Raw genomic sequence first — 21461 nt, 5'->3', positions numbered from 1 at the left:
CGCCACGATGAGAACCTCCGCTTCCACTCCTTCCGCGCCGGTGTCGACCGGCGCCGCGCGCACCGGCGCGGGTCATGCCCGCCGCGGCCGCTTCGCCGCGCTGTCGCGCTTCCTGCCGTCGGGCCGCAGCGTCGCGATCGGCGTGCCGTTCCTGTGGCTGGCCGTGTTCTTCGCGCTGCCGTTCGTGCTGGTGCTGAAGATCAGCTTCGCCGACCAGGTGATGGGCATCCCGCCGTACACGTCGCTCGTCGAGATCAAGGACGGCGTCGTGCACTTTGCGCTGCAGATGTCGCACTACGCGTTCCTGCTGCAGGACGACCTGTACATCGCGACCTATCTCAGCTCGCTGAAGATGGCCGCCGTGTCGACGGTGCTGTGTTTGCTGATCGGCTATCCGATGGCGTACTACATCGCGCGCTCGGAGCCGAACCGCCGCAACGTGCTGATGATGGCCGTGATGCTGCCGTTCTGGACGTCGTTCCTGATCCGCGTGTACGCATGGATCGGCATCCTGAAGGACGATGGCCTGCTGAACCACACGCTGATCGCGCTCGGCATCATCCACACGCCGCTGCGGCTCTACCACAGCGATGCGGGCGTCTATATCGGCATGGTCTATTCGTACCTGCCGTTCATGGTGATGCCGCTCTATGCGCACCTCGTGAAGATGGACCTGACGCTGCTCGAAGCCGCGTACGACCTCGGCGCGAAACCGTGGGTCGCGTTCACGCGCATCACGCTGCCGCTGTCGAAGAACGGGATCATCGCCGGCAGCCTGCTGGTGTTCATCCCGGCGGTGGGCGAGTACGTGATCCCGGAGCTGCTCGGCGGCGCCGACACGCTGATGATCGGCCGCGTGATGTGGGATGAATTCTTCAACAACATGGACTGGCCGATGGCGTCCGCGGTGACGGTCGCGATGGTGCTGCTGTTGCTGGTGCCGATGGCGCTGTTCCAGTACTACCAGGTCAAGGAACTGGGAGACGCGAAATGATCAAGCCGAGCAAACCGCTGTCGACGGGCGTTCTCGCCTTCGGCTTCCTGTTCCTGTACATCCCGATCATCAGCCTCGTCGTGTACTCGTTCAACGAGTCGAAGCTGGTGACGGTGTGGTCGGGCTTCTCGCTGAAGTGGTACGCGGCGCTGCTGGACGACGACGAGCTGCTGACGGCCGCGTGGCTGTCGCTGAAGATCGGCCTGCTGACGGCCACAGCGTCGGTCGTGATCGGCACGTGGGCCGGCTTCGTGCTCGCGCGCTTCGGCCGCTTCAAGGGCTTCACGCTGTACACCGGGATGATCAACGCGCCGCTGGTGATTCCGGAGGTGATCCAGGGGATCTCGCTGCTGCTGCTGTTCGTCGCGCTCGAGCAGATGTTCGGCTGGCCGAAGGGCCGCGGGATGCTGACGATCTGGATCGGCCACGTGATGCTGTGCGTGTCGTACGTGGCGATCATCGTGCAGTCGCGCGTGAAGGAGATGAACAAGTCGCTCGAGGAAGCCGCGCTCGACCTCGGCGCCACGCCGCTGAAGGTGTTCTTCGTGGTGACGCTGCCGCTGATCTCGCAGGCGCTGCTGTCGGGGTGGCTGCTGTCGTTCACGCTGTCGATCGACGATCTGGTGCTGTCGGCGTTCCTGTCCGGGCCGGGGTCGACGACGCTGCCGCTGGTGGTGTTCTCGCGCGTGCGGCTGGGGCTGAACCCGGAGATGAATGCACTGGCGACGCTGTTCATCACGGCCGTGACGATCGGCGTGATCGTCGTGAACCGGATGATGATCGCGCGCGAGCGTCGCCGGATGGCCGACTTGAAGGCCGCGTTCGCGGCGGCTTGACCGCTCGTCTCCCGCTTCGAGGATAACAAGCACTGCAGACAAGCAAGGCGCGCTGCCCCAGGGGGGGGGCGCGCGATTCGATCCCGATTTGACAGGCGCACGACTAGGAGAATCCGCAATGAAGAAGAAACTGATCTGCCTGCTGGTGGCCGGCGCGTTGCCGGGCATCGCGCTGGCCGGTTCGACATCCGCCGAAATCAAGGCGCTGCAGGCGCAGGTCGCGGCGCTGCAGAAACAGATGAAGGCGATGCAGGCGCAGCTCGCCGCGAAGCCGGGCGGCGCGGGTGTCGTCGCGGCGTCCGGCGTGAACGGCGGTGCGGCCGGCGGCGGCAACGCCGTCGCGGTCGCCGCCGACCCGGGTTCGCCGGATTACGGCCGCGCACGCGCGACGCTGACCAACGACGAGGTCAGCGAAATGAAGCAGCAGATCGCGAACCAGCAGCTGAAGGTCGACTCGCTGACCGACGCGGCCAACACCGGCCCGCTCGCCGGCCTGTCGGTGACCGGCTACATCGATCCGACCTACATCTACAACCGCGCGGCCGGCACGTCGTCGTTCCTGTTCGCGAACCACGAGAACGCGTACAACTACTTCAACAGCACGTTCGGCGATCTCTACCTCGACATCAAGAAGACCTTCGGCGTCGGTCCGATGGCGCCGTCGGCCGAGATCACGTTGATGCCGAACCGCGGCAACGGCATCACGCTGCTGCAGAACTCGCGCGGCTCGATCACCGACAACCTGCTGAACACGGCGGTGATCAACGTGCCGATCACCGCGGAAACGACGCTGGTCGCCGGCCTGATCCCGAGCTTCGGCGGCTACGAAGTGCAGCAGTCGAACCAGATGCTCACCCTCACGCACAACCTGCTGTACGATTTCTCCGATCCGGGCAGCTACGTCGGTATCGGCGCGAACTACACGAAGGGCGCCTGGGCGTGGAAGTTCTTCCTCGGCAACGAGCAGTACCGCACCTACGGTTCGGTCACGCAGACGGGCACCAATGCGCTCGGCGACCCGATCACCACCAGCAACAAGGTGCCGACCTTCACCGCGCGCGCCGACTACACGTGGTCGAGCGCGCTCGATCTCGGCGGGTCGTTCAACATCGGGCGCCAAACGCTGGCGAGCGCGATCGACCCGACCACTGGCGCCGTCAGCTACGGTCCGGGCGGCGCGGCGCCAAGCGCGTACGGTTCGTTCTTCTTCGGCGAACTCGACGCGACCTACACGCTCGCCGACATTCAGTACAACGCCGAAGTCGACTACGGCCGGCAGCAGCATGCGGCGTTCAACGGCGGCCTCGCGCAGTGGTACGGGCTGTCGCTGCTCGCGCACCGCAAGTTCAACGCGCCGGTGGTCGGCCGCATGGGCGTGACGCTGCGCTACGACCTGCTCGCGAACTCGAAGAACGGCGGGGGCGGCGGCGGTATCGCGCTGAACGGCAACGGGATGGACCCGAGCAACGGCTTCGGCGTCGACGCGGACTGCCTGGCGCAGTCGAAGGCCGGCGGCGGCCTGGGCTTCGAGTGCAAGGGCGCGGTGCGCCAGGACGTCGCGCTCGACCTGCTGTTCTATCCGACCCAGCAGATCACCGTGAAGGTCGAATACCGGCACGACTGGGCGAACAACAAGGTGTTCCTGCGCAACGACGGGTCGTACGGCAAGTCCAACGACCTGCTCGCGACGCAGTTCATCTATTCGTTCTGATGCGGCACGCGCGGGGCGCCGTGCCGCACGCACGGCGTCCCGCGCCGTTTTCAGGGTGGCTGCGCGCAGGGTGCAGCCTTGTCGAGGGAGTCGGTTTCATGACGCAGTCTTTCACCCGCCGCGCCGACGCGCTCGCGCGCGACTCGTACTACGAAGCAACGGCCACGCGGCCGTTGGCCGACGATCCGGTCCTCGAGGAAGCGATCGACGTCGACGTCTGCGTGATCGGCGCCGGATTCGCGGGCCTGTCGACGGCGCTCGACTGCCGCGCGCGCGGGCTGTCCGTCGCCGTGATCGATGCGCAGCGGCCCGGCTGGGGCGCGTCGGGCCGCAACGGCGGCCAGGCGATCACGGGCTTCGCGAAAGACGAGGTGATCGAGCAGCAACTCGGCCCCGACGGCGCGCGCGCCGCGTGGTCGCTGTCGCTCGACGGCGTCGCGCTGATTGCCGAGCGCATCGCGCGCTACGGGATCGACTGCGACTTCACGCGCGGCTACCTGACGGTCGCGACGAAGCCGCGCCGCATCGACGACCTGCGTGCGTGGATGAACGCCGCGACGTCGCGCTGGGGCCATCCGTCGCTCGCGTGGCTCGATACCGGCGAGATCCAGGCACGCATTGCATCGACGCGCTATCTGGCCGGCGTGCACGATCCGCTGTCGGGCTATCTGCATCCGCTCAAGTACTGTCTCGGCCTTGCCGATGCCGCACGCCGCGAAGGCGTCGCGCTGTACGCACACACGCCGGCACTCGACGTCGTGCGCGGCGCCCGGCCCGTCGTGCGCACGCCGTCGGGCGAAGTGCGCTGCCGCTTCGTCGTGGCGTGCTGCAACGCGGGGCCCGGTGGCGTGCTGCCGGCCGCGACCGCCGCGCGCATCGCGCCGATCGCGTCCTACATCATCGCGACCGAGCCGCTCGGCCGCGCGCGCGCCGACGCGCTGATCGCCCGACGCGAAGCCGTGTGCGACAACAACTTCTTCCTCGACTACTTCCGGCTGTCGGCCGACCACCGGATGTTGTTCGGCGGCCGCGCGAATTCGGCCGGCGCGTCGCCGGCAGCGCTCGCCGAAGCGATCCGGCAGCGCATGGTCGGCGTGTTCCCGCAGCTCGGCGACGTGCGCGTCGACCACGCGTGGGGCGGCTTCGTCGACGTCACGCGCAACCGCGCGCCGGATTTCGGCGCGATCGATCCGAACTTCTTCTACGCCCAGGGCTTCAGCGGCCACGGCGTCGCGCTCACCGGCATCGCCGGACGCGCGGTCGCCGGCGCGATCGCGGGCGACACGCGCGCGTTCGACCTGTTCGCCCGCCTGCGTCACCGGCGCTTTCCCGGCGGCGATGCATGGCGGCAACCCGCGCTCGAACTCGGGATGCTGTATCACCGCGTGCGCGAGCTGTTCTGAGCCCTTTCACTCCGCTTTCCTGATCATGCAGACATTCGCCAACCAGCCGCACGTCGCGTCGTACTACGCGGCGACCGCCAACGATACGACCCGCCACGCGCCGCTTGCCAGCACGACCGACGCCGACGTGTGCGTGATCGGCGCGGGCCTCACGGGCCTGTCCGCCGCGCTCAACCTCGCCGAGCGCGGCCATTCGGTGACCGTGCTCGAAGCGTCGCGGGTCGGATGGGCGGCGAGCGGCCGCAACGGCGGCCAGTTGATCGGCGGCTTCGCGTGCGACATCGACACGTTCGCGCAGTTCATGCCGGAAGGCGACGTGAAGCGGATCTGGGACATGGGGCTCGAAACGCTGTCGCTCGTGAAGTCGCGCATCGCCCGACACGCCATCGACTGCGCGCTGGTGCCCGGCTACCTGACCGCGGCCAACACCGAGCGCGACGCCGATGCGCTGAAACGCTGGCGCGACGAAGCCGCGAAGCGCTTCGGCTACGACCGCTTCCACTTCGTCGAAGCCGACGAACTCGGCGACTACGTGCAGTCGGCCCGCTATTGCGGCGGCCTGTACGACCCCGACAGCGGTCACCTTCATCCGCTCAATTACACACTCGGCCTCGCGCGGGCGGCGACCGACGCGGGTGTGCGCATCCACGAGGACAGCTGCGTGACGCGCGTGCGCGACGTGGCGGGCGGCCACGTCGTCGAGACGAGCGGCGGCAACGTGCGCGCGCGCTTCGTCGTGCTCGCCTGCAACACCTACGTCGGCACGCTCGCGCCCGCGCTGTCGAGGAAGATCATGCCGGTCGGCACCTACGTGATCGCGACCGAGCCGCTCGGCGACGCGCGCGCCGCCGCGCTGATGCCCGCCCGCGCGGCGATCTGCGACAGCCGCTTCGTGCTCGACTATTTCCGGCCGGCGCCCGACACGCGGCTCGTGTGGGGCGGCAAGGTCAGCTATTCGACGCGCGAGCCGCGCGATCTGGCCGCGGCGATGCGCGCCGACATGCTGAAGACGTTCCCGCAACTCGCGGACGTGAAGGTCGACTATGCGTGGGGCGGCTTCGTCGACATCACGATGAACCGTGCGCCGCACTTCGGCCGCATCACACCGACCACGTACTTCGCGCAGGGGTTCTCGGGGCACGGCGTGAACACGACCGCGCTCGCGGGCAAGCTGATTGCCGAGGCGATCGACGGCCAGGCGAGCCGCTTCGACCTGTTCGACAAGATCCGGCATCGCGACTTCCCCGGCGGCGAGGCGCTGCGCACGCCGGCGCTGGTGCTCGCGATGAGCTGGTACCGGCTGCTGGATGCGTTCGGCGTGCATTGAGCGCCGCGCGGCATCGCCGCGCAGAAGCAGAACGGCCGCTCAGTTCGAGCGGCCGTTCGGTCCGGCAGCAGGATTGGCGTGGCGCCGCCGCGCGTCAGTCGGTACCGTACTTCGGCGAGCGCGGCCCGTACAGCAGCCCGTTCGGCGGGCCGGCCGACAACAGCCTGGTGCTCGTCAGCCCGGCCACGTCATGCGCTTCGTCGGTCAGCGAATGCGCGACCTGCTTGACGGCCGCCTGCACGAGCGCCCCGACGATGCCGAACGCATTGACGCTCATGTTGTTGCCGACTTCCTTGCCGGTCGCGCGGCCCTCGCCCTGCCACAGCACGTCGCCATTCTTCAGGTCGACGAGCTTCGCCGACGCGGAAACGATCGTCGTGCTGTCGACCAGCTGGTAGACGGAGCCGTACTGCGTGATCTTCGAATACAGCGCGGCGTCCGCGCCGAAGATCTCGCGCAGCTTCGCCGGCGACGTAGCCTGGATGTCGGTCGCGTTCGTCAGGCCGTTCTGCTTGAACGTCTCGTCCATCACCGCGACGGGCACCACGTAGTAGCCCGACTCGGCGAGCGGCAGCGTCATTTGCGACAGCACGCCGTAAGTCGCGCCGACGTCGGTGGTTTCGTTGACCGGCGGCAGCACGAGGATCGAGCGCGGCTGGCTCTTCTTGAACGCCGTGTAGTCGGGACGTTGTACCGGTTGCGCGCACGCGCTCAGCAGCGCGGCGATCGACAGCGCAAACAGCAGCTTGAATGAAAGTGTCTTGAACATGGCGGGCGTGTCACTGTTTGGCGGGATTCGAATCGGCGTTCTTCTGACCGGCAACGGTCTGGCCCGCGGCCGCCGCATTCGCGGCTTTCGATGCACCGGCCTTCTTCTTCATCAGGAAATCCATATACGCGGCGGATTCCGGGAACAGTTGCTTCTCGGCCTGCAGTTCCTGCTCGGCCTGCTGCTCGTTGCCGACGCTCGCATACAACATCCCGAGATGCGCATGGAAACCCGGCGGCGGCGTATGGCCCTTCGCGCGGATCTCCTGCAGCGCTTTTTCGAGCGCGTCGATCTGCTGCTGCGGCGCTTGCTGCCCCTTGAAGTATTCGTACACCTGCGGCTGATAGCCGGTCCACTGATACAGCGGCGGCGTGGTCGGCGCCGCGCAGCCCGCGAGCAGCAAGGCGGCCGCCGTCGCCGGCAGCCAGATTCCCCGTTTCATGGTCTTGTCTCTTCTGGTTGGTGAAATGATTCGTGCGCGCCGTATCGCGCGCGGCACTTATTGCGCGGACTTCAGCACGCCGGCGTCGACCTGGTCGACGAGATGGTTCACGGCTTCCTGGATCGCGAGGTCCAGCACCTTGCCGTTGAGCGTCGAGTCGTAGCCGGCCGTGCCGCCGAAGCCGATCACCTCGCGGTTCGACAGGCTGAACTCGCCCGCGCCCTGGCTCGATGCGACGACTTCCGACGTCGTCGTGTCGACGATGTTCAGGTTGACCTTCGCGTACGCGACCTGCGTCTTGCCGCGGCCGAGAATGCCGAACAGCTGATGATCGCCGACGTCCTTGCGGCCGAACTCGGTCACGTCGCCGGTCACCACGTAGTTCGCGCCCTTCACGGCCTGCGCCTTCTTCATGAAGCCCGCTTCCTGCCTGATCTCGTCGAGGTTCTCGCGATCGAGCACGTTGAAGCGGCGGCTCTGCTGCAGGCGCGTGACGAGGATCGTCTTCGCCTGTCCGCCGAGGCGGTCGATGCCGTCGGAGAAGATGCCGCGCATGTAGCTCGACCGGTTGTCGAACTTGCCGACGGCGATCGCGACGGGCTTGCCCGCGTACGGCTTCTGCGCGCTGCTGACGGCCGGCACGTCGAGCGTGCGCGACGATTCGGTCGCGCAGCCGGACAGCGCTGCGACGACCGCCGCCGCCACGAGGACGGTGCGTCGTGTCTGAATGTTCACTGCGGGTCTCCTTGCTGGAAAAGAGGGCACTGCGCGGGGCACGCGCACGCGTTCATCGCCGATTCGGCGATCGCGGCAAGTCATGGAGGAACGCGCGCAACGGATGCGTCACGGCGAAAAGCGGATGGATAATGCGATACGCGCGGGCATCGCGCGCACGGATGATTCCGTTATTCTGATTACTGCGCTGTTGATCGCGCATGGTCGGCCCCGTATATGATTTTTCGCGATCATATCAAGCCTGTTTATCAAGACGGCCTATCTTGATAATAATTGACGATTTTCACGCTTATATCGAATAGGCGATCCATTCACGCGTAAAGCCTTGCAGGCATGGGCTCGCGCGACACACGATCGATACCCGCCGCTCGTCCGTGTCGATATCGGCGGATTAGCGATCGATCCGGCGATACCGACACACGTTAATCCGCCTCTTCGATCCGAACGATCGATATCTCGAAAATACGCCGTTCGGCATGCCGACCGCACGCGCGCATGCATCGGTGCAAACGCGCGTGCGGTTTCCCGGTTCCTGCTAATCGGCCACCTTCTGCCGCATCGTCACGAATTCCTCGGCCGCGGTCGGATGAATGCCGATCGTGTCGTCGAACTGCGCCTTCGTCGCGCCCGCGCGAATCGCGATCGCGATGCCCTGGATGATCTCGCCCGCCTCGCGGCCGACCATGTGCGCGCCGACCACGCGCTGGCTGTCGCGCGCGACGACAAGCTTCATCAGCGTGCGCTCGTCGCGACCCGACAGCGTGTGGCGCAGCGCCTTGAACGACGTGCGGTAGATGTCGACGTCGCCCAGCGTACGACGCGCATCGGCTTCGGTCAGGCCGACCGTCGCGACCTCCGGCTGGCTGAACACGGCCGACGGCACGTACGCGTGGTCGACCGCCACGCGCGACCCGCCGAACAGCGTGCGCGCGAGCAGCCCGGCGTCGCGCGTCGCGACCGGCGTGAGCTGCGGCCGCGACGTGACGTCGCCGATCGCGTGGATCGACGGCACCGACGTCGCCGAATACGCATCCACGGCAATCGCGCCGCGCGCATCGAGCAGGATGCCCGCCTGCTCGAGCCCGATTCCGTCAACGTTCGGCACGCGGCCGGTCGCATAGAGCACCTGATCGTACGGCCCGTGCCGCGCGTCGCCGACCTGTACGAACAGCGTGCCGTCATCTGCGCGCTCGATCGATTCGATCACCGCGCGGGCATGAATCGCGACGCCCTGCTTCGTCATCTCGTCGGTCAGGAATTGACGCACGTCGTCGTCGAAGCCGCGCAGGATTTGTTCGCCGCGATAGAACAGCTCGACGTGGCTGCCGAAACCGTTGAAGATGCCCGCGAACTCGACCGCGATATAGCCGCCGCCGACCACCGCGATGCGTTTGGGCAGCGCCGCGAGCGACAGCGCCTCGCGCGACGTGATCGCATGCTCGATGCCGGGCCGCGGCGGCAGCGACGGCCGCGAGCCGGTCGCGATCGCGATGTGGCGCGCGCGGATCGTACGCTCGCCGATCGCGACGGTATGCGCATCGACGAGCGTCGCGCGGCCGGCGTGCATGTCGACGCCCGATTGCCGCAGCAGGTTGATGTAGATGTCGCTCAGCCGGTTGATCTCGCGATCCTTCGCGGCAATCAGCGCGGACCAGTCGAGCGTGCCGGCGCCGAAGGTCCAGCCGAAGCCCTTCGCGTCGTCGACTTCGTGCGGGTAGTGCGACGCGTAGACGAGCAGCTTCTTCGGGATGCAGCCGCGCAGCACGCAGGTGCCGCCGATCTGCTCTTCTTCCGCTATGCCGACGCGTGCGCCGTATGACGCGGACATGCGCGCGAGCCGCACGCCGCCCGAGCCGGCGCCGATGACGAACAGGTCGTAGTCGAAATCCATCGCATTCCCTCATCGCAGTTCGGATGGAGGGACGATAGCAAGATTCGGGAATTCGTGCGGCGCGTGGTGCGTGCCGCGCGCCCAATAAAAAACGGCGAGAGACGAGGCCTCTCGCCGGTCAAACCGGCTGGCGGTTGTGCCATGCGCACCGATCGACCGCATGCCCGACCTGCCGATTGCGCGGCACCGGCCGGCCCGGGCACGCGAAGGGCGCGCCCGCGGCCGGACCGGCCGCCATGCTCATGCCTGCGACGTGTCGCTGCCGTCCGTCGCCTGCGTATCGTCCGCCTGCTGCGGCTGCTCTTCCTTCTTCTCGAGCATGCCTTCGATCGCCTCGGCGCCCTTGAAACCGGCGACGGCCGCGGCCGCCTTGGTCAGGAGGCCCGCATCCGGATCCAGCTTTTCCGCGCCTTCGACGGCGGCGACTGCGCCGGCGATCTCACCCACGACATTCAGGATACCCATCGTCATCCCCTTTCAAGAAAATCGTGAGCGCATCGTCCCACGAAAGAAACCGGCGGACCGTGTTTGTCATCGCCGGATACACAAGTTACGCACCAGGCCGGCCGCGCTCGCGAAGCGCCACCGGAACGACGCACGCGCACGCCGGACGGCATGCCACGCGCGATGCACGCAGCGTAGCGGAAAGCCTGCGCGCGGACTGTAAAAGTATGTTCTGGATTGCCGACGGATCGCTTACGGCGCGGGACTTCCGCAATGGAGCGCCCGCCGAATAGTCGTGTGCGCGTATGAAGCTCGCATTGAAACTCGCGTGACGAAAAAAAAGAGGCTCCTCGCGGAGCCTCTTCGGTGCGTGCCGGACGAAGCCGGCGCGTGCGTTCCGACGTTCGTCAGAAGATATTGCGCAGGCCGATCGCAATGCCCGTCTGGTTGCTGCGGCCGGGCAGCTCGACGTTCGCCGCGCCGTTCGTCTTGTTGAAGTCGACGGTGCCGTAGATTTCGGTGCGCTTGCTCAGCGCGTACTCGGCGATGCCGACGATCGCGTAGCGGTTGCCGCTCGCGAGCGTGCCGTTCGTGGTCATCGCATTGCGCATGTGGTCGTAGTAGAACGCGCCCGTCAGCGTCAGCGGCGCGCTGACCTGCCAGCTCACGCCCGCGAACGGACCGTCGTCGATCCGGCCCGTGCCCTTCGCGACCGGAATCGACTGCTGCGCGAGCAGGCTGTCGACGAAGCCCGTGTCGTCCTTCGAGCGCAGGTAGCCCGCGTAGATCTTCGCCTTGCTGAACGCGTACACGACGTTCGCGTGGTAGATCGTCTGCTTGCGCGCCGAGTTGTCGCTGTTCTGCTGCGCACCGGCCGCGATGCTGAGCGGGCCCATCACGTACGACAGCGACACGCCCCACGCATTGCCCTTGCCGAGCGAACCCGGAATCTGGCCCGAGAAGCCGCCGGCGCCGGTCGATTCGTAGTTGGTGCCGGTCGAGTACATCGCCTTCGCCGTCAGGCCCTCGAACTTGCCCGTGTACTTGATCTGGTTGTCCGCATACAGGCCGCCGCCGAGTGCAACCGGCAGCCACGCGTTTTCGAGGTAGTTGCCGACCGTCAGAGGATCGTAGGTGTCCGACAGCAGGTCGAACAGCGGCGTCTTCTGGCGGCCGAGGGTCACCGTGCCGTACGGGCTCTGCAGGCCGACGTACGCCGCGCGGTTGAACAGGCGGCCGCTGTCGGCGAACGCGCCGTTCTGCAGGTTCACGCCGCTCTCGAGGTTGAACACGGCCTTCAGGCCGCCGCCGAGGTCTTCCGTGCCGTAGATGCCGAAGCGGCTGTTCGTGATCGCGCCGTTGGTCATCGACAGCAGGCCGTCGTTCTTGGCGTTGGCGTTGGTCAGGTAACGAATGCTGGCGTCGGCGACGCCCCAGAGCGTGACCGAGCTTTGTGCTGCTGCGTACTGGCTGGCGAAGGCCAGCGCCGCGCCCCCTGCGATGACTGCGAGTCGGGTGGTCTGCTTCATGAGCTTTCCCTTTTGTAGGTGTCTCCATTCATGGCCGGCCGCGTGCGCAGCCGGGTGGCGATCGCACACGTTCATGGCGTGCGCGATGTGGGCTGAATCATAAGACCAGTGCGAACGCTGAAAGAAATTGAAATACGCGGCAATCGCGCGATTGTCGTCCGGGAACAACGGTTCCCGCGCCGGGCCTGTCTCGCGCGGCGACGGGAGGGTGCGCGACGGCGCCGGCGGGCACGTGCGGCGCTGTAAGGTTCGGCGATGGTGCAGTGCGGCGCGGCGCGGCGCAGTGAAATGGTCGGTGCGATCGTTGCGATCGGCTTGCCGCTTGCCGCTTGCCGCTTGCCGCTTGCCGCTTGCCGCTTGCCGCTTGCCGCTTGCCGCTTGCGGCTTGCGACTTGCGACTTGGGGTTGTCCGATTGCCACCTGCCGTCAGGCCGTCTGCGCCGCCCCGTCGCTGCCGGCGCCCGCGTCGTCGTTACCGTCCTCGCCGCCCGCACCGCCGTTCCCCGCGCGACGCCACGCCCGCCGCACGATCTCCGCGAACGCACCGACGAGCAGCAGCACGGCGCCCCACAGCGCGATGTCCGGCACGAGCCGCGTCACGAGGCCGCCGACCACCGCGCCGGCCAGGAAACAGAAACTGATCGTCGCGAGCAGCGCCGAGTCGTGCAGCGCCCCCGCGTCGTAGCGCGGGATCAGCCCGACGAACAGCTTCTGCGCCGCACGCCGCAGGTTGCCGGTCGTCATCACCGACGTGTACGACAGTTCCTCGAGATGGGTGAACGACAGCGTCTGCAGCGTCGCGACGAACGAGATGCCCGGAATCAGCCATGCGCTCGACGCGCCGACGAGACCACTCGCGGCGACGCCGAGAAACGCGATTTCGACGATCAGGCTCACGAACGCCGTATGCCGCATCCAGCCGCGCCCCGCGGCGAGACCGAACAGGTGCGCGACGAACACCGCGAGCACGAAGCCGCCGAGCGGCGGTACGTGATGCAGCGCCGCGGCCCATTCGCCGGCCGACAGGTTGATGCCGAGCAGCGCGACGTTGCCGGTCATCGTGTTCGCGAACACGTGGCCGTGGCCGACGTACGTGTACGCGTCGAGATAGCCGCCGGACAGCGTCAGCAACGCGGCGACAGTGAGATTGCGGCTGGCGCCGTCGAGATCCATCGATCCTCCCGTGAAAAGTCGCGCCAGTATCGCGCACGGGAGGGCGGTTGTGCGCAGCTCACTGCCCGATGCCCGTGAGCCCGATCAGCGCACCACCCGCGAGCAGCCACAGCGGATGGATGCGCGTGCGCCACGCCAGCACCGCGCACGCGGCCGTGATGCCCCACTGGATCGCGGTGCGGTTCGACGCCTCGGAAATCAGCACCGCGCTTGCCGCGACGAGCCCGGCCGTCACCGGCATCATCCCCTGCTGCATGTAGCGGCGCCACGGCCGGTCGCGAAAGCGCTCCCACGCATGCAGCGCGAGCACGGTGACGATCGACGACGGCCCGAACTTCGCGAGCGACGCGACCAGCAGCCCGGCCCAGCCGGCCACGTGCCAGCCGACCAGCGACACGATCATCATGTTCGGCCCGGGCGCCGCCTGGGCCAGCGCGAACAGCGCGGTGAACTCGTGCGCGCTCATCCAGTGATGCACGTCGACGACCTGCCGCTGCATCTCCGGCAGGATCGTGTTGCCGCCGCCGAACGCGAGCAGCGACAACTGACTGAAGATCGTCGCGATGGCGATCAGCGTATCGCTCATGGCCGGCCCTCCTGTTGCGAGCGGGGCGCGTCGGGCGCGCCCTGCGTGCCGGGCGCGGCAGCCGGCGCCGGCCGCGGCGTGCGCCCATCGCGACGGCGCGACGCGAGCCAGATGCTGACGGGCGTCAACACCAGCATCGTGGTCAACAGCGGCATGCGCAGCACCGCGATCGCGACGAACGCGAGCGCCGCGATCGCCGCCGCCGTGCGCGGCGCCCGCAGCAGCGGCTTCGCGACCTTCACGGCCATCGCGACGAGCAGGCCGGCCGCCGCCGCGGCAAGCCCCGCGAACAGGTGCTGCACGCGCGGATCGTTCTGCGTCTTCGCGTACAGCACGCCGAGCGCGACGACGACGAGCGTGGGGCCCGCGATCAGCCCGAGAATGCCGGCGAACGCGCCGGCGACGCCGCGAAAGCGCATGCCGACGGCGACCGACAGGTTGATCACGTTGCCGCCCGGCAAAAACTGGCACAGGCCGAGCAGATCGGTGAATTCGTCGGCGGAGAGCCACTTGCGCTCGTCGACGATCGTGCGCCGCGCGAACGGCAACGCGCCACCGAACGACATCAGGCCGAGCGACAGGAAACCGGTGAACAGCTCGGCGAGGCCGACGCTGCGAGGAGACGCGCCAGGCGGCGGGGAAGCGGGCGGCGAGTCAGGCTGAAAAGCGGATTGCATGGGGCTCCTCATCAAACGGTGAATCGAGGTTACCGCCGTTCAGGATTCCGGCAAAACGATTTTATCGGCGCGCCCTTGTGATCTAGAATCACAAGCATGGCACGCGATCTCCCACCCTTTTCCGCGCTTCGGGCCTTTGAAGCCGCGGCACGACATGAAAGCTTCAGCGCCGCCGGCGACGAGCTGCATGTGACTCACGGTGCCATCAGCCGACAGATCGCCGGGTTCGAGGCGTGGCTCGGCAAGCCGGTGTTTCACCGCTACGGCAAGCGCGTGAAGCTCACCGACGAAGGCCGCCGCTACCTGGACACCGTGCGCGCGGCCTTCGACAGCATCGCGCTCGCCACCGAACAGTTGCGCAACACCGGCGCGGCGCGCGTGCTGCGCATCAACGCGCTGCCGACCTTCGCGATGAAATGGCTGCTGCCGCGCCTGTCGCGGTTCCAGCGCGACGTGCCGAACGTCGAGCTGAAGCTGTCGACGTCGAATGCGCCGCTCGACACGCTGAACGGCTTCGACGTCGCGATCCGCCGCGGCCCCGGCCACTGGCCGAACTGCACGAGCGGTCACTTCCTCGACGAAAGCGTGATTCCGGTGTGCAGCCCGGCGCTGCTCAAGCGCGCGCCGATCGCGCGCGCGGACGATCTCGCGCGGCACGTGCTGCTGCATTCGGATACGCGGCCGGAAGGCTGGCGCGACTGGTTCGCGGCGGCCGGCGTGACGATGAAGGGGCGCAAGCGGCAGTCGTTCGATCACTTCTACCTGGCGCTGCAGGCGGCCGTCGACGGGCTCGGCGTCGCGCTCGGCCCGCTGCCGCTGATCGACGACGAGCTCGCGAGCGGGCGCCTGGTGATGCCGCTCGACGGGCCGCGCATCGCGACGCGCAGCTACTGGTGGATCGCGCCGGGCGCGCCGGCCGACGATCCGCTCGTCGCGCAGTTCTGCGCGTGGCTGCAGGGGCAGTCGAATACCGGCGCATGAAGGCGCGCCCGCGGGCGGCATTGCACCGCCCGCTCCCGAATCAGACCACCGGCCCCGGTTCCTTCTCCTTGCGCAGGATTGCGTACAGGATGATCGCGCCGAACGTCGCGGTGCCGATCCCGCCGAGCCCGAAGCCGCCGATCTTCAGCGAGAAGTCGCCGGCGCCGAGCACCAGCGTAACGGCCGCGACGATCAGGTTGCGGTTGTCGGAGAAGTCGACCTTGTTGACGACCCAGATCCGCGCGCCCGTCACCGCGATCAGCCCGAACACCACGATCGACACGCCGCCGAGCACGGGGCCGGGAATCGTCTGGATCACCGCGCCGAACTTCGGCGAGAAGCCGAGCCCGATCGCGATCAGCGCGGCGACCGCGAACACCAGCGTCGAATAGATGCGCGTGACGGCCATCACGCCGATGTTCTCCGCGTAGGTGGTCACGCCCGTGCCGCCGACGCTGCCCGAGACGATCGTCGCGAGCCCGTCGCCGATGAACGCGCGACCGACGTAGCGGTCGAGGTTGGTGCCCGTCATCGCGCTGACGGCCTTGATGTGGCCGAGGTTCTCCGCGACCAGGATCACCGCGATCGGCGCGAGCATCAGCATCGCGTGCGGATCGAACACCGGCGCGCGGAAGCTCGGCACACCGAACCACGCGGCCTGCGCGACGATCGCGAAATCGATCGGCTTGCCGAGGCCCATTCCGTTGGTCGCGATCGCGTAGATCACGTACGCGATCACGAGCCCGACGAGGATCAAGAGGCGCTGCATCATCCCGCGCGCGAACACCGCGACACCGCCGACGCACAGCACCGTGACGAGCGCCATCACCGATTCGAAGGTCGAGCCCGACACGCCCTTGACCGCGATCGGCGCGAGGTTCAGCCCGATCACCGCGACCACCGCGCCGGTCACGACGGGCGGCATCAGCGTCTCGATCCAGCGCGTGCCGATCGCCTGCACCAGCGCGCCGAGCGCGACGTACACGACGCCGCACGCGACGATCCCGCCGAGCGCGACCGGAATGTTCGGGTTCGGGCCGCTGCCGCCATAGCCCGTCACCGCGATCACCAGGCCGATGAACGCGAAGCTCGAGCCGAGGTAGCTCGGCACGCGGCCGCCGACCAGCACGAAGAACAGCAGCGTGCCGATGCCCGACATGAAAATGCACAGGTTCGGGTCGAAGCCCATCAGCAGCGGCGCGAGCACGGTCGAACCGAACATCGCGACAACGTGCTGCACACCCATCGCGATCATCTGCGGCCACGCGAGGCGCTCGTCGGGGCCGACGACGCGCGAGGCCGCGCCGGTCGGCTGGACCCGCCAGCGCGGGAAATAGGAATCGGACATGGGGAAAGCGCTCCTGTCGGTCGTCGGTCGCCGGCTGCCAGGGATGCGCCGGTCTGGAATCTGGCGCGAGTTTACGGAGCGGAATGGGGGCTGGCAAGCGAGCCGGTATGCGCGGCCGGCCAAACGAGGACGCGGCAGCCCGCATGAGAGAACCGGTGCGCGACCGCGCGGCCCGGTGAAGCGTCCGTCCGCACACGATGCACGGGCGGCGGCGGGCGCCGACAGCGAAGTAAGCGTGCGCTCACCTCGCCGCCGGCGCGTCGTGCATCACGGATTGATGTACTGGAACAGCGACAGGTTCTGCAATTGCGCGTAAGCCTTCTGCGACCCCGTCAGCGCGTTCTGCATCTGCAGGAACTGGCTGATCGTCGCGACCATGTTGGTGCTCGTCAGGTCGGCCAGGTCGCTGCTGACCTGCAGCGTGTTGGTCTGGTTCACGGCCTGCATCGCCTTGATTTCCTGCTCGCGGCCGCCGACCGACGCCTGCACCGTGAGGACGTTCGTCATCATGTTGTTCAGCTTGGTCGTGCCGGTGGTCATCGCGTTCGCGAGCGCGGTCGCGGCGGTCGTGTTGCTGCTGATCGGCACCTTCAGCGCGGCGATCATCGTGTCGAGCGCCGCGAACACGTCGGTGCCGGCCTGCGGCGCGGGCGTGACCGTGAACGTGTCGCCCGGGGCCGGCTTGCCCGACACGGGCACCGACAGGCCGTTGCCGAGCGCGATCCCGGCGCCGTCCGAATACGGTTGCGCGGTCGTCGTGGTCGGCGGCACGACGGTGTTGTCGGTCACCGTGTAGGTGGGCGCGGCGGCCGTGCCGCCGAATGCGATCGTGAACTGGTGCGCGTTGGACGCGGCCGACGGGCTCGTGATCGTCACGCCGCCGATCGTGCCCGTGCCGGTGTTGGCCGCGCCGGCGAGCGGCACCGGCTGGCTGCCGAGCATCGGCACCGACAGGAACACGTTCGCGCCGTTGTCGCCCTGCGCGATCGAGCGCGTGTCGGCGATCTGCACCTGGCGCGAGCCGGTGTCGCCGCTGTAGGTCACGCCGCCGCCCGGCGCGTTCGAGAACGGCGCGGTGGCCGACTGGAAGCCCGCGAACAGATAGTTGCCCGAGCCGTCGGTCGAATTCGCGAGCGTCAGCAACTGGTCGCGATAGCCCTGCAACTGCGTCGACAACGCCGAGCGATCGCTGTCCGACAACGAGCCGTCGCCGGCCTGGATCACGACCGTGTGAATGCTGTTGAGCAGGTTGTTGACGCTGATGAGCGTCTGGTCTTCCTTCTGCAGCGACGACAGCGCGGCGTTCTGGTTCGACGCGTACTGCGACAGCGTCGCCGACGTCATCGACAGCTGCACGGCCTGCGCCGCGCCGAGCGGGTTGTCGGCCGGCGTCGCGAGGCTCACGCCGCTCGAGATCTGCTGGTACAGCTGCGAGAGCTGCGCCTGCTGGTCGCTCATCTGGGCAACGTTCATCTGGTAGAACTGCGCAGTGGAAATCCGCATCGCTTACCCCGAAATCAGTTGAACAGGCCGAGCACGGTCTGGAACAGCGTCGACGCGGTCTGGATCACCTTCGCGTTCGCCTGGTAGAGCTGCTGGTACTGCATCAGGTTGGCCGCTTCCTCGTTCTGGTTCACGCCCGACACCGACTGCTGCGCCTGCGTGATCTGGCCGACCAGCGCGGTCTGCGCGGCGCTCGACGACTTCAGCTGGCTCGCCGTGTTGCCGATGCCGTTCACGTAGTTCGCGTATGCGCCCGTCAGCGTGGCCGAGCCGTTGCCGAATGACTTCGAGTTGACGAGCTTCGACAGCGCGAGCGCGTTGCTGCCGTCGTTCGTGCCGCCCGTGTTCGGCGCGACCTTGAACGTGTCGCCCACCGCCGGCGTGCCCGACACCGTGACCGTGACGCCCGCCGTCAGCGTGATCGACGAGCCGGACTGGTACGGCTGCGCGGCGCTGGTCGTCGGCGGCACGGCCGTGTTGTCGGTGACCGTGTAGGTCGGCGCGGCCGTGGTGCCGCCCATCGTGATCGTGTAGTTGTGCGCGTTGGCCGCGGCCGTCGCGCTCGTGACCGACAGCCCGCCGATCGTGCCGTTGCCGGTGTTGGTCGTCGTGGCCGACGGCACGTACGGCGCGGCCGCCGCGATCGCGGAGCCGTTCGACGTCGCGAGGCCGAAGCCGTTCAGCGCGCCGCGCGTCGGCTGCACGGTGAACTTGTCGCCGGCGCTCATCGAGCCGGACGAGAACGAGAAGTTCAGGCCGCCGATCGAGGCCGGCATCGACGTCGACGTACCGACCACCGTGCCGGTCGCACGGTCGGTCAGCGTGTAGTTCGTGCCGTCGTACGCGAGCGTGTAGTCGCTGGTGGTCGGCTGCGCGGCGTTCGCGAACGACACGGACAGCGCCGCGTTGCCGGTATTGCCCTGGTTCGCGTAGGTGATCGGCGTGCCGGTCGAAAACAGGTTGCCGCCGACCTTGCCCGACAGGTCGATGCCGAGCGCGTTCTGCGCGTTGACCTGCGCGGCGAAGCTGGTCGCGATCGCGCCGAGCTGCGCTTCGGCCGGATCGAGCGTCTGGCTGCGGAACGCGAGCAGGCCGCCCAGCGTGCCGCCCGACAGCGACGCGTCGGACAGGAACTGGTTCGGCCCCTGCGGGGTCGCGCCGGCGATGCCCTGCGACACGACGGTCAGCTCGCTCGGATCGGACGGCGACGTGACGGTCGCGAGCTGATAGCTCTTGTCCGCGACGACGAGCGGCGTGCCGCCCGACATGAACACGCTGTAGCCGTCGCTGTTGCGCACCACCTGCACGCCCGCGAGATTCGACAGGTTCGACACCGCGAGATCGCGCTGGTCCATCAGCTGGTTCGGCGGCTGGCCCTGGCTGCTCGCCGACGCGATCTGCTGGTTCAGTTGCGCGATCTGCGCGGTGTACGCGTTGATCTGCGTGACGGTGCTGGTGAGCTGCGTGTTCACGCTCTGGCGCAGCGCGTCGTACTGCTGGCCGGCCGCCGTGATCTGGTTCGCGAGCGTCTGCGCATTGCTCATCGCGGTCTGCCGCACCGACGAGTCGGACGCGCTGTTCGCGACGTTCTGCATCCCGGTGAAGTAGCTCGTGATCGCGGTCGAGATGCCGGCCGTCGGGCTGCCGATGTAGTTGTTCAGCTGCGTGACGAGCGAGTACCACGTCGACAGCGCGCCGCCCTGCGTCTGCGCGCCGTTCAGCTGGTCGCTCAGGTACTGGCTGTACTGCCGCTGCACGGTGACGGTGTTCACGCCCTGCGGCATGTAGCCGCTGCTGGTGTACTGCCCGCTTGCCTCGGCATAGACGGGGCGTTCGACCGAATAGCCGGGCGTCGCGGCGTTGCTGATGTTCTGGCCGGTCGTCGTGAGGCCCCAGAGCGCGGCATTCAGGCCGCTGACACCGAGGTTCATGAGTGAGTTGGACATGCGCGATCCTGATGAGCCGGCCGCGCTGCGGCCGCCGGGTTGCGTGACTCCCGGTATAACGGCCGCGGATCGAAAAAATTGAGGAAAAAATGCACGCGCGGCGCACCGGCGTGCGTCGCCGTTCGAAGCGGCCGGCGAAGGGCGCCGGCGGCGCTGCGCGGGCGGCCCGGACGGGGCCGGCGCCGGGTGCGCGTCAGGCCCGCGCGAGCGAGCGGCGCTTCATTTCGAGCTGGGTGATCAGCCGCTGCAGCGTGTTCTCCGCGCTGCCCGGCAGCGACATGTAGCGGAAGCCGAGCTGGTAGCGGCGCGACCCGTTCGGCATCTGCGTCGAACGTTGCGACACCAGTTGCAGGTCGAGCGACAGCTTGCCGTGGCCCGTCAGCTCGAGCTCGACGTCCGGCAGCAGCGTGCCGACCTCGAGCGCCTCGACGCGCTCGTCGGCCGTGCGCAGCCCCACGCCGCCGAGCGACAGGTTGTGCACCTCGAACAGGAAGCTCTCGCCGTCCGGCAGCTTGCCGCGGCACAGGAACGGATCGACGATCGGCGCGTCCACGCGGAAATATTCGCGACGCTGGATGCAGACCAGCACGTCGGGGAAATCGGCGACGAACGCGGGCAGCCCCTCGTAGCGCGTCTCGCGCGGCGTGCCCGTGGTGAATTCGACGCGCACGCCCTCCGGCGAGGCCGCGAACGTGCAGTGCGATGCGCCGAGGATGCCGGCGTTCTGCTCGGACAGCGCGCCCCAGTCGAACGTGAACGTCCGCGCGCCGACGTCGACCTCGAGCAGACGCGTGACGAGCTGGCCACCCGGGTACTGCACGGTCAGGAAATCGCCGCGATTCACCAGGTTGCGCAGCTGCACGCCGATTTCCAGCGGATTGCGGCGGGCATAGTCGGGCCCGGAGTGGCCTGCATCCAGGCTGGGGTCCGTCGACGTTTCGATATTCATGGCTAGCCGGTCTTTCTTGTCATGGGCGCCCGGGGCAACCGGTACGCAATAAAACCGGGCCAGAACGGGGGCCCGGTCGCAGGTCTCTCACACTTAGCGGCAGTGCTGACCGAAAGTTTAGATCGAAACGGCGATTTATTTCGCGCAAACGTTGAAACCGCGCGCGGCGGGCTGCCGGGCGCGGTCCGAAAGGGGGACGAACCGATGACGGGCGGGC

Annotated in this window: 19 protein-coding genes; 6 read left to right on the top strand and 13 right to left on the bottom strand. The window is 67.8% G+C overall.

Going from position 1 to position 21461, the window contains the following annotated elements:
- Positions 1 to 7: 7 nt before the first annotated feature.
- The 5 genes from BLS50_RS09490 to BLS50_RS09470 all read left to right on the top strand — a co-directional run bounded on the left by BLS50_RS09490 (position 8) and on the right by BLS50_RS09470 (position 6271).
- The gene (locus tag BLS50_RS09490) at positions 8 to 994 is read left to right on the top strand and encodes an ABC transporter permease subunit (RefSeq protein ID WP_006477583.1); all 987 of its coding nucleotides are present in this window, start codon (positions 8 to 10) and stop codon (positions 992 to 994) included.
- The gene (locus tag BLS50_RS09485) at positions 991 to 1830 is read left to right on the top strand and encodes an ABC transporter permease subunit (RefSeq protein WP_006477582.1); all 840 of its coding nucleotides are present in this window, start codon (positions 991 to 993) and stop codon (positions 1828 to 1830) included. Before BLS50_RS09490 ends, BLS50_RS09485 begins: the two co-directional genes overlap by 4 nt.
- A 118-nt stretch (positions 1831 to 1948) precedes the next feature.
- Positions 1949 to 3541 (top strand): DUF3138 family protein, encoded by a 1593-nt coding sequence (locus BLS50_RS09480; RefSeq protein ID WP_074802083.1) that lies wholly within the window; start codon positions 1949 to 1951, stop codon positions 3539 to 3541.
- Positions 3542 to 3639: 98 nt separating this feature from the next.
- Positions 3640 to 4944, top strand: coding sequence for an NAD(P)/FAD-dependent oxidoreductase (locus BLS50_RS09475; protein WP_074802081.1), 1305 nt, complete (start codon positions 3640 to 3642; stop codon positions 4942 to 4944).
- Positions 4945 to 4969: 25 nt separating this feature from the next.
- Entirely contained in the window at positions 4970 to 6271 is a 1302-nt protein-coding gene (locus BLS50_RS09470; RefSeq protein ID WP_074802079.1) for an NAD(P)/FAD-dependent oxidoreductase, read from the top strand.
- Positions 6272 to 6365: 94 nt separating this feature from the next.
- Here BLS50_RS09470 and BLS50_RS09465 read toward each other — a convergent pair whose 3' ends face one another.
- From BLS50_RS09465 to BLS50_RS09420, 9 genes are all read right to left on the bottom strand, one after another.
- Positions 6366 to 7040 (bottom strand): DUF799 domain-containing protein, encoded by a 675-nt coding sequence (locus tag BLS50_RS09465; RefSeq protein ID WP_053524655.1) that lies wholly within the window; start codon positions 7038 to 7040, stop codon positions 6366 to 6368.
- Between the two features lie 10 nt (positions 7041 to 7050).
- Positions 7051 to 7482 carry a DUF4810 domain-containing protein gene (locus BLS50_RS09460; protein WP_041489255.1) on the bottom strand — a complete coding sequence of 144 codons (432 nt, stop codon included), beginning with the start codon at positions 7480 to 7482 and terminating at the stop codon, positions 7051 to 7053.
- Positions 7483 to 7539: 57 nt separating this feature from the next.
- Positions 7540 to 8211, bottom strand: coding sequence for a CsgG/HfaB family protein (locus BLS50_RS09455; protein ID WP_218133155.1), 672 nt, complete (start codon positions 8209 to 8211; stop codon positions 7540 to 7542).
- A gap of 541 nt (positions 8212 to 8752) precedes the next feature.
- Positions 8753 to 10108, bottom strand: a complete 1356-nt coding sequence (gor, locus tag BLS50_RS09450) for a glutathione-disulfide reductase (protein ID WP_074802075.1) — start codon at positions 10106 to 10108, stop codon at positions 8753 to 8755.
- Positions 10109 to 10348: 240 nt separating this feature from the next.
- Entirely contained in the window at positions 10349 to 10573 is a 225-nt protein-coding gene (locus BLS50_RS09445; RefSeq protein WP_074802787.1) for a hypothetical protein, read from the bottom strand.
- Positions 10574 to 10959: 386 nt separating this feature from the next.
- Complete coding sequence (locus BLS50_RS09440; RefSeq protein WP_011546404.1) at positions 10960 to 12081, bottom strand: porin; 1122 nt, start codon at positions 12079 to 12081, stop codon at positions 10960 to 10962.
- A 426-nt stretch (positions 12082 to 12507) separates the two neighbouring features.
- On the bottom strand, positions 12508 to 13254 hold the full coding sequence (locus tag BLS50_RS09430) for a YoaK family protein (protein ID WP_074802073.1): 747 nt from the start codon (positions 13252 to 13254) through the stop codon (positions 12508 to 12510).
- A 58-nt stretch (positions 13255 to 13312) separates the two neighbouring features.
- A complete protein-coding gene (locus BLS50_RS09425) occupies positions 13313 to 13840 on the bottom strand; it encodes a chromate transporter (RefSeq protein WP_074802071.1) in 528 nt (175 codons plus the stop codon).
- On the bottom strand, positions 13837 to 14517 hold the full coding sequence (locus BLS50_RS09420) for a chromate transporter (RefSeq protein WP_011546407.1): 681 nt from the start codon (positions 14515 to 14517) through the stop codon (positions 13837 to 13839). The genes BLS50_RS09425 and BLS50_RS09420 overlap by 4 nt, the downstream gene beginning before the upstream one ends.
- A gap of 96 nt (positions 14518 to 14613) precedes the next feature.
- Between BLS50_RS09420 and BLS50_RS09415 the strand changes: the two genes are divergently transcribed.
- Positions 14614 to 15498, top strand: coding sequence for a transcriptional regulator GcvA (locus BLS50_RS09415; RefSeq protein WP_074802069.1), 885 nt, complete (start codon positions 14614 to 14616; stop codon positions 15496 to 15498).
- Between the two features lie 40 nt (positions 15499 to 15538).
- Here BLS50_RS09415 and BLS50_RS09410 read toward each other — a convergent pair whose 3' ends face one another.
- From BLS50_RS09410 to BLS50_RS09395, 4 genes are all read right to left on the bottom strand, one after another.
- Positions 15539 to 16846 carry a solute carrier family 23 protein gene (locus BLS50_RS09410; RefSeq protein WP_027807827.1) on the bottom strand — a complete coding sequence of 436 codons (1308 nt, stop codon included), beginning with the start codon at positions 16844 to 16846 and terminating at the stop codon, positions 15539 to 15541.
- Positions 16847 to 17113: 267 nt separating this feature from the next.
- Complete coding sequence (gene flgL, locus BLS50_RS09405; protein WP_006477568.1) at positions 17114 to 18349, bottom strand: flagellar hook-associated protein FlgL; 1236 nt, start codon at positions 18347 to 18349, stop codon at positions 17114 to 17116.
- A gap of 14 nt (positions 18350 to 18363) precedes the next feature.
- On the bottom strand, positions 18364 to 20295 hold the full coding sequence (flgK, locus tag BLS50_RS09400) for a flagellar hook-associated protein FlgK (RefSeq protein ID WP_074802067.1): 1932 nt from the start codon (positions 20293 to 20295) through the stop codon (positions 18364 to 18366).
- Positions 20296 to 20488: 193 nt separating this feature from the next.
- Positions 20489 to 21244 carry a flagellar brake protein gene (locus BLS50_RS09395; RefSeq protein ID WP_006477567.1) on the bottom strand — a complete coding sequence of 252 codons (756 nt, stop codon included), beginning with the start codon at positions 21242 to 21244 and terminating at the stop codon, positions 20489 to 20491.
- Positions 21245 to 21461 lie beyond the last annotated feature (217 nt).

It is taken from the genome of Burkholderia orbicola, assembly GCF_900100915.1.
Classification (GTDB): Bacteria; Pseudomonadota; Gammaproteobacteria; order Burkholderiales; family Burkholderiaceae; genus Burkholderia; species Burkholderia orbicola.
The sequence above is the reverse complement of the archived record's forward strand: the minus strand, read 5'-3'. Positions and strand labels throughout refer to the sequence as shown.

Coding starts and splice junctions, on each gene's coding strand:
- BLS50_RS09430 (WP_074802073.1), bottom strand. CDS start 13,254: ATGGATCTCGACGGCGCCAGCCGCAATCTCACTGTCGCCGCGTTGCTG.
- BLS50_RS09480 (WP_074802083.1), top strand. CDS start 1,949: ATGAAGAAGAAACTGATCTGCCTGCTGGTGGCCGGCGCGTTGCCGGGC.
- BLS50_RS09410 (WP_027807827.1), bottom strand. CDS start 16,846: ATGTCCGATTCCTATTTCCCGCGCTGGCGGGTCCAGCCGACCGGCGCG.
- BLS50_RS09425 (WP_074802071.1), bottom strand. CDS start 13,840: ATGAGCGATACGCTGATCGCCATCGCGACGATCTTCAGTCAGTTGTCG.
- BLS50_RS09440 (WP_011546404.1), bottom strand. CDS start 12,081: ATGAAGCAGACCACCCGACTCGCAGTCATCGCAGGGGGCGCGGCGCTG.
- flgL (WP_006477568.1), bottom strand. CDS start 18,349: ATGCGGATTTCCACTGCGCAGTTCTACCAGATGAACGTTGCCCAGATG.
- BLS50_RS09395 (WP_006477567.1), bottom strand. CDS start 21,244: ATGAATATCGAAACGTCGACGGACCCCAGCCTGGATGCAGGCCACTCC.
- flgK (WP_074802067.1), bottom strand. CDS start 20,295: ATGTCCAACTCACTCATGAACCTCGGTGTCAGCGGCCTGAATGCCGCG.
- BLS50_RS09415 (WP_074802069.1), top strand. CDS start 14,614: ATGGCACGCGATCTCCCACCCTTTTCCGCGCTTCGGGCCTTTGAAGCC.
- BLS50_RS09460 (WP_041489255.1), bottom strand. CDS start 7,482: ATGAAACGGGGAATCTGGCTGCCGGCGACGGCGGCCGCCTTGCTGCTC.
- BLS50_RS09485 (WP_006477582.1), top strand. CDS start 991: ATGATCAAGCCGAGCAAACCGCTGTCGACGGGCGTTCTCGCCTTCGGC.
- BLS50_RS09490 (WP_006477583.1), top strand. CDS start 8: ATGAGAACCTCCGCTTCCACTCCTTCCGCGCCGGTGTCGACCGGCGCC.
- BLS50_RS09475 (WP_074802081.1), top strand. CDS start 3,640: ATGACGCAGTCTTTCACCCGCCGCGCCGACGCGCTCGCGCGCGACTCG.
- BLS50_RS09470 (WP_074802079.1), top strand. CDS start 4,970: ATGCAGACATTCGCCAACCAGCCGCACGTCGCGTCGTACTACGCGGCG.
- gor (WP_074802075.1), bottom strand. CDS start 10,108: ATGGATTTCGACTACGACCTGTTCGTCATCGGCGCCGGCTCGGGCGGC.
- BLS50_RS09465 (WP_053524655.1), bottom strand. CDS start 7,040: ATGTTCAAGACACTTTCATTCAAGCTGCTGTTTGCGCTGTCGATCGCC.
- BLS50_RS09420 (WP_011546407.1), bottom strand. CDS start 14,517: ATGCAATCCGCTTTTCAGCCTGACTCGCCGCCCGCTTCCCCGCCGCCT.
- BLS50_RS09445 (WP_074802787.1), bottom strand. CDS start 10,573: ATGGGTATCCTGAATGTCGTGGGTGAGATCGCCGGCGCAGTCGCCGCC.